The organism is Bacteroides caecigallinarum (assembly GCF_016901995.1).
Lineage (GTDB): Bacteria > Bacteroidota > Bacteroidia > Bacteroidales > Bacteroidaceae > Phocaeicola > Phocaeicola cellulolyticus.
In genome coordinates, this window is the sequence record NZ_JACJLE010000005.1 from 49,929 (window position 1) to 62,184 (window position 12,256).

Below are 12,256 nucleotides of genomic sequence, written 5' to 3' on the forward strand. Positions count from 1 at the left end.
TCTCTATTGGGATACCTTTTATTTCAGGTGTTTTTTTATCCATTCCAGATGTCCGCGCTCTGTCTCTTCTGATGTCCAATGTTCATTAATTGGAGTTATAAGCGCTTCTTTATTGCATTCAAGGGTGTTGTAAACTGCATAACTTGTAGTCGGTGGACAGGTGTTGTCGTTGAATCCCCATGTCATGAAAGTGTCAGCCTTTATCAGTCGTGCAAAATTTACCACATCATAATATGACATAATTTCCAGCTTTTCTTTAGTGTCCATTCCTCTTGTACGGAAGAAATGCGGATATCCTCCTGCACGTCCTGCCATATATCCTGCCATATCGCTTAGTGCAGGATGATTTACTACACATGCTGTCACTCTTTTGTCAAGCCCGGCAGTAATCATGGCAAGTGCTCCGCCTTGGCTGCCACCTTGTACTATGACATTCTTACCGTCCCATTCCGGTAGTGATGTGAGCAGGTCGATACAACGCAGACATGACAGATATACACGTTTCATGTAATAATTGTCTTTATTGTCCAGTCCGTTTGTTAGGTATCCGTTTTCTTTACCGTTGAAAGCATTGCTTATCTCCTTAAATTGCTCTTCGCTCATGGTAGGATTAAGTCCATGTATTTCGAATTCCAGACGGATAAATCCTTCTTCGGCATAATATTTGTGTCTGAGAGGCTCCTTTATTGTTTTGATTCCTGCTCCTGGAGGAGACAATACAACCGGACAGCTTTCTGGTTTTGCATTTTTGGGATAAAAGAGATAGCCGTAAACAGCTTGTCCTCTGTTGTTGAGCTGCAGCTTTATAAGATAGCAGTCTATCTTCTCAGTACAATATTCTTCTGCCTTTTCTTTGGTGTATTTCAGTGGAAATTCTGATGCTTCTTTGATGTTGTTCTTCCAAAAATCCATGAAACCATCGGGCATTTCAGTATAAGGCTTTATTTTATCCGGAGAAAATCCGACTTTTACGTGATGGCTGTATTTTCTTCCGTTTATCATTACACTGAATATACAGTCGCGGAATCCCGGTTTATCCAATGTGCCTATATTTATTTCAGCCTTACCGTTCTTCAATACTATGCTTCCCGTTTTGTCGGATGGCATAAGTTCGCTTCCCGTCTCATATCTTACAGTTATTCCATCCTGTGGTATTCCATATTTGAAAAGGCTGATCTTTATTTTTGCCTTTTCGCCTGTACGGTATATCCAGTCCGGATGGTCAGGTTCTGTAACCCATAGCAGATCACTTCTGTAAGGGTAATTTTCTGCCATGGACAGAATGGTCATTATACAAACTGTTATTGTAAGTAATATTCTGTTTCTCATTTAATTATCTCTTGATGTTTAATAATGCATTACCATTCTTTGAAGGATTCCAACCATCGTTTCCGGATAAAACTTCTACAATGCTGTAGCCCTCAGTATTTTTCAACTGTTTTGAATAAGCGACACGTTTTCCAGGGTTGGCTCCTTCTCCTTTGCTCTTGTATTCAGCATAAAAAACAGTTTTTTCGTTATTCTTGTTTCTCCAGTTGTCCCATCCTTCAGGAAGGATATGCTTGCCCATATTGCATTGTATAAATACTGCTTGTGCATATGGTCGCCAAGGACGTGACAAATATACTTTGTCCACATCAGAGTTGGCTGTTATCTCACAATTATAGAACACATATCCGTATTTCTGTCCTTTGTCAGTTGACGGAGCAGTGATGTATCCGTTTCCTATGCTGTGTATATGACAACGGTTGAATACAGCAGTTGACCATCCGAATATGAAGTCAACAGTTCCTTCGATATAACATTCGTCATAGTACTGTCTGCATCCTTTTCCATAGGTATATAATGTATCTTGAAAACCTAGAAATCTGCATTTCTTGAAATATGCCCTGTCTGCACTTACTAAACATGCTACAGCCTGTCCTACAGGTCCTGACGTGTTTTCGAATGTAATGTTTTCAGCATAAAAGTCAGGTGCGTATATATAGCAGGATGATGATCCTGAAGTGCCTTTGTTTTCTCCGAATATGTTAGGCTTGCTTGCATAGTCATCATAAGTTATTTTTACTTCGCCTTGACCTATAAGAGATACAGCATTCTTACTTGCCGGTATTATGACTTTCTCTTTGTATGAGCCTTCTTTTATCAGAATTGTTGTTCTTGCGTTCTTTCTGTAGTCAGGTACAGCATTAATAGCTTCCTGCACAGTGAAAAAGTCGCCGGAACCGTCTTTGGCTACTACTAAATCATAGTGGCGTACGTACTGTTGTAGTTCGGGTATTGCTTCGGCTACAGCTTTTACAGCCATTTCTGCTATAACAGAAGCTCCATGTACATTCAAATGTGTATTGTCTTCTCTACCATTGGGTAAGGCAGGCACTGTTTTAGGCTTAACCCACAGATACAGTTCCTTTGATTTTTGGGGTCCCATACCTTCTACCAATTTGTGAGTAAGGCTGTTTAAATCAATGAAAGTAACATTAAGTTCTTTTGCGACATTCTTAGGCGAAATCAGATAAGCTCCGTGTGTATCTATAAGTGTCGCTCCTTCTTCAATACTGTCTTTGGGTGCTTTGGGATCAATTCCGTTGCGTATATCATCCTGCTTTATAGCATTGGCTACAGCATTTCCATCAGCTTTACCGAAGTTACGGCGCACAATTGAGTTGAAAAGAACAGGAATACCTCCCTTTGCTCTTGTATCTTCTACAAATTTTTTGAGATTTGCGTCAAATGTTGTTCCCGGATCGGTATGACGGTTCGGATCGTCTTTTTCATCATTATGACCGAACTGAATGAATACATAATCGCCTTTTTGTATTTTTGAGAGAACAGCATCCCATCTGCCTTCATTGATAAAACTCTTTGAGCTTCTTCCGTTTACGGCATGATTGTCTATGGTAATATCATCTGTAAAATATCTTGAAAGCATTTGTCCCCAACCTCTTTCCGGATTTTCTCCTTCAAGTTTTTTGTTAGCCATTGTTGAGTCACCTATGGTGAATATTGTAATGTTTCGTTTGGCAGGTGTAAATGCTGTTAGGACAAACAGAAGTCCTAACAGAAGTGTAATCTTGTTTTTCATATTATTTCCCGATTAATTATTTTACGATTTTTCTTACTTCCTGCAAACGTTCCCATTCAAGGCTTGCCATGATGAACGGACCTACAGCCTTAGGGTCATTGTCTCTGATCTGTTCGTTTATATAGTAGTCATAATCCCCCATACGGTAATTTTTACCTCCCAATCCTGCTACGGCACATGCTTTGGTAATGCTTATCATTCCTTTATCGTCGGTAGTGATAAAGTGTTCCAAAACGCCTTTATATCCTTTTTCCGCTACAGCAAGATAAGATGGATCAACATATCCTTTGCGTACAGCTTTGAACAGTGTATATACGAACATAACCGAACATGATGATTCCAGATAGTTTCCTTCATCTCCGCTTCTGTCAAGAACCTGATACCACAATCCGGTTTTTTCGTCCTGGAGTCTTTTTATCTGTTGTGCTACTTTATTAAGAGTTATTATCATGGAATCTCTTCCAGCCTCGTGCTGAGGAATAAATTCCAGTGCATCAACGAATGCCATAGCATACCATCCAAGTGCTCGTCCCCAGCTGTGTTGTGACTGTCCTGTCACAGGGTCTGCCCATTTCTCTTTTCTGCTTACATCGCAAGCATGCTTATATAAATCGGTTTTAGGATCGTATGTGTGGCGTGCGGCCATCAGGAACTGGTTGATGATATCCTGATAAGCCCCGACTTCATTGTTTCTGAACGCATATTCGGCATAGAAAGGAGCTCCCATGTAAATACCATCCAACCATACTTGATTAGGATAGATCTTTTTGTGCCAGAAACCGCCGTCTTCGTTTCTCGGATGGTCTTCAAACTGGCTTCTCATAAGGGCTAGTGCCTTTTTATATTTCTCGTCTTTGGTCTGTTCGTATATGCGGAAAAGGAATTTGCCTGAGTTTACACGGTCAAGGCTGAATTCCTCGCGTTTGTACATTTTGATTGTACCGTCGGCATTAACCATCGTGTCGGCGTATGCAAGTGCATACTCATATATTTTGTCATCACCGTATCGGTCATAAACATCAAGCATAGCCTGCAATTCAAGTCCGTGACAATAGTCCCATTTCAGTTTGGGCTGGAAGTCAAGTTGCCACGATTCCGGCCATCTTGCCATTTCCGATTCTACCATTCTTACAGACCATGGCTTATCCGGTGTTTCGTTTGGTTGTTGTACTTGTGATTGTGTGTTTTGTGAACAAGCTGTACTGATTAATGCAATTCCTACAAATGCCAATGTGTTTATTAGTTTATTTTTCATGGAACAAATTAATTTTAAAGTTTATATTGGCAAAAGTAGGAACATCTGCATAAATCAATGTGTAGTTTTCATCATAAAAGGTATATTTTTTGGTTTTTATATGGATCTATTTTGCCCAAAACAATTTTGTGTAGTATGTATCTTCGTTTTGCACATCCTTGTAATAAGGGTTGTAATCCATTTCTGTTGTAGGATATTTCCATCTGTCAGGAACATTTGGTATTGTACCTGCCACTTCCGGGAATACAAGTCCTGAAGGATATCCTGTACGTCTAAGGTCGCTCCATGCTTCTCTGCTGGCAGTAATTGCGAAATGTAACCACTTCTGCGTGATGATGGCATCCTGCTTGTTTTCGTATTTTGTATATGACCATCTTGACTCTGCAAAAGAGTTTATTTCTTCTTCTGTCGGTGCGTCATATTGTCTGGAATTCTCACCAGTGCTGATTGAGTCGTAATAATAATAGAGGCTTATTGACTGGCTGACGGCTTTGATGAATTCTTCTTTTGCCTTGTTTTCGTCTGCTGTTACACCATATCCCATAAGATAAGCTTCTGCTTTCAAGAAATGGATTTCCGGAGATGTCATAATGAGCATATCGAATTTATCGTTTTCCCAAAAGAATCCTTTCTGTGTAATTTGTGAGAAACCGGTATTGCCATAGGCGTCGGTGGCCTGCGAGTTGTAATATTCGGTAGCTTCGTCTGCTACAGTAAGATCCGTACCTAAGTATCTGCCTTCATCTTTGGCTCCCGTATATTTATTTGTTATGCTGATTGGATTATAATACAGAAGAATTCTAGGATCGTCAGTTCCTTTTACATATACACCGGTATTAGGATTTTCCTTGTTGTCCATATTATAGTTGCCGTTGCTGAGCATTCTGTTTATTACCGCTCCTGAAGCCTGTCTGTTTGTTACCCAGTCGCCCAGTCCTTGCCCTGCTGTAAAATTCAACTGGCCGGATTTCTGGTTTACGATGAATATATTATTACTCTGTTCGTCTATCAATGGATATGTTTCAGGATTTTCCAGTATTTCTTTCACTGCTGCTTTACCTGTTTCTGCCAGTTCGCCCTGTGAGGATACTCTCACTGCCAGACGCAATCGGAGACTGTTGGCGTATCTTTCCCATTTGTCAATATCTCCATTGTTGATGAAATCCTGTGTAGTGAAATTTCTTGGGATAGTGACAGTACGGAATTTTGGTGCTATCTCTTTCAGCTCATCCAAGATCGTTTTGTATATATCTTCAGCCTTGTCGTATGGTGCATACGATTTTTCCACATCATTGGTAAGCGGGAGAGTACATGCCTTGCTGAACGGCATATCTCCGAAAATATCAACCGTAGCGGAAAAATAGTCGTATAACTGTACTTTTGCAGCTAGCATGAATGCTTCATCCTGTAACTTCTGTGTTTCATTCTCGGCATTGTAGAGTTCTTCCATTTTCCTGTATTGTGTAAGTGCCGAATACAGATTGTCCCACTGGCTGTCGATATATGGTATATAGCCAGGAGTGTACATGCTGCTTGAGTAAGTGTATCCGAATGTCTGGGCATACTTGCCTACAAACTGAGAGTCGAAGCCGAAATATCTGTTGTAAGTATGTGTGTCGTAATCCTTGGATTTCTGGAATACTCCTACCATGAGATTACTTATGCTTACTGTGGTAACTTTCGATGGGTCCTGATATTTACTGTCAAAATCTTCCTCAGTGCATCCTGTTGAAGCTAAAGCCAGTGTAAGAGATGTGATATATAATATTTTTTTCATGTGTGTAAATCTATAATGTTAAAAACTTGCTCTTATTGCAAAACCGAAACTGCGTGTGGCTGCAGTAGATGTTCCTACAATAGCCTGACTTGACCATGATGTACCTACTGATGATTCAGCATCGTAATTTTTTAAAGCCTTGTAGAAGTAGAACAGGTTCCTGCCGAATACTGAAACTGTAAGATTGGTCATACCTATCTTCTGAATAGCTTTTGAAGGAATACGATAACTGAGGTTCAATTCGCGAAGTTTTACATACGTATTGTCAAATACAGAGTTGGCATATGTTAATTGTTCAGAATTAGTACCCCAGTTATAAGTCATATTGTAATAATATCCGGCTGGGATAATTCTGTTATTAGGTTCTCCTGTTGAAGCCACTACGCCAGGAAGAATTAATCCGTCGTGATAAATGTACTCTCCGTTTGGTCCGGCTGTAGTCGTAGGGTCAACCTGTACCGGTACTCCACCACTATTATTGTTGTTAGGATAATAGTATGAAAGTCCTCCATGTTCGGTGTCACGATATTTTAGTGATTCAGGTGTCAAACCAAGACCTGTGGCATACTGGTTCATTTCGTTTATTACGTCACCTCCAATTCTGAAATCGATACTGAAATCAAGTGAGAAATTCTTGTATGAGAATGAGTTGTATAATCCTCCAACTCCGTCCGGATTAATGTTTCCTACCTTTTTCAGCTCCGTCTGATTCAGATATAATCCGTTGTCAGATACCAGGAACTCGCCGTTCTCGTTTACTTGTGGCACCTGAGTATAAATATCACCCATAGGTTGTCCTGCTACAGCCTGTATTTTTGCACCGCTTCCACCCAGGTTTGATATTTCCAGATATGGAACACCGTCTGCAAGTTTTATTACTTTATTTCTATAAACTCCGTATGTAGCAGTAAGATCCCATCTGAAATCTTTTGTAAGTACAGGTGTGGCAGACAATGCAATGTCCCATCCGTTGTTTGCCACTTCACCTACATTCATCAGTACATATTTAGCTCCTGAACTTGACGGTTGTGGTGTAGAGAGAATCTGGTCTTTTACTATGTTGTTATAGTATGATACGTCTATTCCGAGACGGTTGTTTAAGAACTTGCTTTCAAAACCGATCTCGTATTCATATTTTTTCTCTGGTCTGATATTCTCATTACCTATAGATGTAGGAATGGTATTCCAGGTAAATCCGTTGTCAGAACCTTGTTCATAAACAATGTTTGCCGCGTATGTTTCCGGTGAGTTACCGACGATACCATACGAAGCTCTCAGCTTACCATAGTTCCACCAGTGAGGCATCTTGAATACTTCTGAGAAAAGGAAGCTGACATTAGCCGACGGATAGAAGAAACTTTGGTCCTTAAGTGTTGACGAACGTTCCTGTCTGGCTGTAAGTTCCAGATATAGATAATCGTCCCATCCCAGTCCGAGAGTTCCCATATATCCGGTTTTCAGTAACTCCATGCGTTGCTGGCTGCAAGTGGCCTGATAACGGCTGGCGTTAAGGTCAAACCAGTTCTCGGTAGAAAGTCCGCCGTTAGTGGAAACACTCAGGTTATTCATTGTTTCATATCTACCTGTCCATCCGGCTGTTGCTGCAATATTGAAACGCTTGATATCATAGTTGAAGTTTAACATCACATCACCATATACTATGTCATATCTTCTGTTTATGTTCTGGAAACTTCCGCTAGGATCATACAGGGAATTAGGACGTTCTGTACTCTTTTCCAATGTCTGTTTTACGTCGGTTATATCTGTTGCAATCTGTGCTCTCAAGTTCAGCCAGTTGGTAATCTGGAATGTCGGTCTTACCATTCCCAAAATTCTGTTTTCTGTTTCTTTACTGTTCTGATAGTACATATTCCACAGCATATCTCTTACTCCTGTAAGATAACTTGGGTCATAAGCCCAGGCTTCATCCGGTGTGAGAGTGGCATCACCGCCAACGAATGTATTTTTATATCCCAGACTTGTAGCGTATGTACTTTTTAGATACGGTATATCTAGGAAGGTTGAAAATGCATTACTGAAACTGCCATATAGTCCAAGTGAAGTTTGTGGCCTGTTTTCTATATCCTGTATAATGTAGTTCAATGAATATTCCACAGTAAGAGGCTTACCTATCTTATATGATCCGGTGAGCTTGAAGTTGTGCTTGTTGTATGAACCGGTCAAAGCATTTGGAATTTCATCAGTGAATGTATATGAAAATCTGTTGCTGGAATTTTCTGTACCTTGCGATATGGCAACAGAATAGTTTTGTGTCCAGCCTGTACGGAATAATTCGTTCCATGGATTATCAGTCTGTGGAAGATACGGTCTTACCTTGCCATCCCAATACAGTACTTCGCTTCCATCGTATTTAGGACCGAATGACTGGGTGGTACTTCTTAAACTTTTATAAGTCTGGCCGTTGTATGTCCTTTGATAGAACCCTCCTGTCTGCTTTTCATAATCACTATAGTTGATGTTATATGTTCCCGGTCCGTATTCTGTCTGCACTTTTGGAAGGTATGCAGGAAGATTAGCCATGACTTGGGCTGTAAAGTCAACTGTTACTTTTCCGGCTTTTGCTCGCTTGCTGGTTATGACTACTGCTCCATTGGCCGCTTCCGAACCGTATAAGGCTGTAGCCGATGCACCTTTCAGGATGGTGATACTTTCTATATCTTCCGGGTTTATATCTACAAGTCCGTTTGAGCGGATACGTCCGTCGTTCCCAAATTCCGCAAAGTCAGTACTTTTACCAGTACCACCATTTCTGATAGGAACACCGTCCATGATAATTATAGGTTGGTTGTTTCCTGTTATAGAGGTAAGTCCTCTGACGTTTATTGATACTGCTCCGGAAGAACCTCCCTGTGTCTGGTTTATTCTTACACCTGGAGCCTTTCCGTACATTGCTGAGGCAAAATTTGTTGCTCCTGCTTTTATCAGGTCTTCAGAAGATATGGTACTCACTGCATATCCCAGCTTTCTGGTATCCTTCTGAATACCCATTGCTGTGACAACTACCTCTTTAAGTTCCTGTGTGTTTTCCATTAGTCTTACCCTCATCTCACCTTTTCTTTTTCTTTTGGCAAGACTAATTTCTTTTGGGGTAAAACCTATGTACGAGAATGATAATACAGCGTCAGATGGAGCATTCAAAGTGAATTTGCCATCTACGTCGGTTATTACACCATAATTTGTATCTTTAACCATCACACTGGCTCCTATAAGAGGTTCGCCTGTATTGTCAAGTACGTATCCTGTAATGGATTTTGTCTCTTGAGCCGATGCACATATTGGTATCATCAATACCAACAAGCATCCTATAAAAACGTAAAAGTTTAATTCGATCTTCATCTGCATAACAATATTTTTTCGATATTGGCATGCAAATAATGTGCATATATATTTATTTTATAGATAAAATATGTAAAGTCTTGTAAATATGAGCGTTATCAATAACTTATTTTGTGAAGATTTTAAAAAGATTGTGGAATAGTGTGGAAATAATCTACATTTTATTTCCCCAATGTATCCATAACAGATGCCACATATTGGCTTCCAATCGGTAATTCCCCAACATTGCCTTCAATTTCAACTTTTGAGCGTGAAAAGGAGACTACAGATTATATTGGAATAACATACGAACGATGAATACGGAGAAAGTCATGTACAGGGAGGAGATCTGTTATTGCTTTCAGATTTGTACGTGTGAGAACATGTCCGCCTGATTTACGGAATATTTTTACGTAGTTTCCTAACGCCTCAATATACAGGATGTCCGACAGGGGTATGCTTACGTTGTTATATTCCTGTTTGACTATCAGATATTCGGGACTATGATGTCGTTTTGATTCTATGCGTCGAATAGCTTTTTCAACAGCCACTTCGAAACGTTCGTAAGAAAAAGGTTTGTGCAGAAAATCTACTGCATCAAGATTGAAACCTTCCAATGCATACTGGGCATATGCGGTGGTGAATATAAAACAACATTTTTCCGGTAGAGTGTCAGCTATTTCCAATCCGTTTGTTTATGTCTATTTTAATATCTATTTTACAGTCTGTGTCTGATGAAGTTCCGTATTTGAATGCATTTTCTACAAATGTGATGAGTATCATTGGTGGAATAAGGATTTTTCCTGATGAAGCATTTATTGATAAAAAAACATTTGTATGGTGATTCAGGCGCAATTTCTGCAGGTCAACATATTGACGTATATAGTTCAGTTCATCTTCTGCAGGAATTAGTTCTGATTCGTTTTGTGAATACATATATCTTAATATACCGGAGAATTTAACAAAAGCAGATTCGGTTTTTTCTGAACCTGACAAAACAAGAGCATAAAGTGTATTTAAAGTATTGAAAAGAAAGTGCGGATTTATCTGTGCCTTGTAAAGTGATAATTCGGCCTTGTTCTTTTCAGCTTCTATTTCCTGCTTGGATATTATTTGTCTGAACAACTCAAAAGTCAGTTCTATAGCCAGTGAGAATCCGGTTACAATAAGAAAAAAGAACCATATGGTCTGTTTCCTTATATTCATTTTCGCCGTCATCTGCCTTATGTCGTCTGTTATATGTTCTGCAGGTATCGGGAAATATGTAAGAAGTTCAGTTACCGAGGTAAGGATAATCAGTAGGACGAATATCCTGATATATTTCTTCTGCATGAAGAGCTTGGGAATACACGACAGACGATATACAAAATATAATATATATACATATGCCACTAATGTTATAAGAAAAGCGGTGTTATTGGCCATCCAGCGGTCAACTGGTAATAACATTATGGCAAGGGGTATAATGACAAGACAAAACAGCAGGTCTATATACAATGTGATACGGTTCCTTTTCATTGCTTAATATTTTATATTGCAAAGATACTATATTTATATAAAGCATTCCAGCTTTTGAATTTGTGTTCATCACCACATATACATGGTTCGTCACCACACCTTATATATTATTGTCTATTCTGTGTAAGTTTGTATTTAACATTATCGCTTATTATTAATATAAAAAATAACAATATGAAAAATTACATCTATCTTATGTTATGCATCTTGCCATTGCTAAGTTCTTGTAAAGGGGAAAAACAGGAAATGCCCGGTGAGAAATACAGAATATTTACAGTTTCAAAAACCAATCAGACATTGTTGTCTGAATATCCTGCAACGCTACGCGGGCGCCAGTCTGTAGAAATACGTCCTCAGGTGAGTGGAACAATTACAAGAATATGTATTAATGAAGGAGATATAGTAAAGCAGGGACAGGTATTGTTCGTTATAGACCAGGTTCCATATAAAGCTGCTCTTGAAACAGCACTGGCGAATGTGAAAAGCGCTGAGGCTAAACTTCAGACTGCAAAGCTTACGGCTGACAGCAAAGAAGAACTTTACAAGGAAAATGTAGTATCCGATTTCGACAGGCAGACTGCACGCAACCAATTACTTGAAGCCGAAGCTGCTTTGGCTCAGGCAAAAGCCGAAGAGACCAATGCGCGAAATAATCTTTCATATACCGAAGTCAAAAGTCCGGTTGACGGTGTAGCCAGCATGATACCATATAGGGTAGGGGCACTGGTTAACAGCAATATAGAAGAACCGCTTGTAATGGTATCTGATGATGATGAGATATTTGCATATTTTTCCATGGCGGAAAATCAGATGCTTGATATGATTATGCAATACGGTTCGCTGCAAGAGGCATGTAAAAAGATGCCGCCTGTACGTCTAGTGATGAGTAACGGTAAGGATTATGACACAGCTGGACAAATAGATGCTATAAGCGGAACTGTCGATCAGGGAACTGGTGCTGTTACATTGCGTGCCGTATTCCCTAACGAAGGACATTTGTTGCGTAACGGTGGAAGCGGAACAATAGCTGTTCCAACTGAATATAAGGATTGTATCGTAATTCCTCAGAGCGCCACTTATGAATTGCAGAATAAAGTATTCACATGGAAGGTAGTTGACGGAAAGACAAAATCTACTCCAATAAATGTATATAAATATAATGACGGTAAAACATATATTGTATTATCAGGTCTTACGTCCGGTGATATAATAATAGCCGAAGGAGCAGGGCTTATGCGTGAAGGAACAGCCGTCAACACAGATACTACAACAACCACAAAATAAC

At 39.6% G+C, this 12,256-nt stretch carries 8 protein-coding genes; 1 reads left to right on the forward strand and 7 read right to left on the reverse strand.

All coding sequences use genetic code 11. The features are described from left to right. Positions 1-18: 18 nt before the first annotated feature. The 7 genes from H6A61_RS02275 to H6A61_RS02305 form a co-directional block, all read right to left on the reverse strand. A complete protein-coding gene (locus H6A61_RS02275; protein ID WP_204390612.1) occupies positions 19-1,329 on the reverse strand; it encodes an acetylxylan esterase in 1,311 nt (436 codons plus the stop codon). Positions 1,330-1,333: 4 nt separating this feature from the next. Then, positions 1,334-3,085 carry a pectinesterase family protein gene (locus H6A61_RS02280; protein ID WP_204390614.1) on the reverse strand — a complete coding sequence of 584 codons (1,752 nt, stop codon included), beginning with the start codon at positions 3,083-3,085 and terminating at the stop codon, positions 1,334-1,336. A gap of 16 nt (positions 3,086-3,101) precedes the next feature. Further along, on the reverse strand, positions 3,102-4,211 hold the full coding sequence (locus tag H6A61_RS02285) for a glycoside hydrolase family 88/105 protein (protein ID WP_235339406.1): 1,110 nt from the start codon (positions 4,209-4,211) through the stop codon (positions 3,102-3,104). A gap of 235 nt (positions 4,212-4,446) precedes the next feature. Continuing rightward, a complete protein-coding gene (locus H6A61_RS02290; protein WP_154043733.1) occupies positions 4,447-6,117 on the reverse strand; it encodes a SusD/RagB family nutrient-binding outer membrane lipoprotein in 1,671 nt (556 codons plus the stop codon). Between the two features lie 18 nt (positions 6,118-6,135). Beyond that, positions 6,136-9,423 (reverse strand): SusC/RagA family TonB-linked outer membrane protein, encoded by a 3,288-nt coding sequence (locus tag H6A61_RS02295; protein ID WP_239469073.1) that lies wholly within the window; start codon positions 9,421-9,423, stop codon positions 6,136-6,138. A 320-nt stretch (positions 9,424-9,743) separates the two neighbouring features. Continuing rightward, complete coding sequence (locus H6A61_RS02300; RefSeq protein ID WP_239469068.1) at positions 9,744-10,139, reverse strand: LytR/AlgR family response regulator transcription factor; 396 nt, start codon at positions 10,137-10,139, stop codon at positions 9,744-9,746. Beyond that, positions 10,126-10,971, reverse strand: a complete 846-nt coding sequence (locus H6A61_RS02305) for a sensor histidine kinase (protein ID WP_204390618.1) — start codon at positions 10,969-10,971, stop codon at positions 10,126-10,128. Before H6A61_RS02305 ends, H6A61_RS02300 begins: the two co-directional genes overlap by 14 nt. 174 nt (positions 10,972-11,145) lie before the next feature. On the opposite strand from H6A61_RS02305, the gene H6A61_RS02310 reads away from it, so the two are divergent. Further along, complete coding sequence (locus H6A61_RS02310; RefSeq protein ID WP_204390620.1) at positions 11,146-12,255, forward strand: efflux RND transporter periplasmic adaptor subunit; 1,110 nt, start codon at positions 11,146-11,148, stop codon at positions 12,253-12,255. Position 12,256 lies beyond the last annotated feature (1 nt).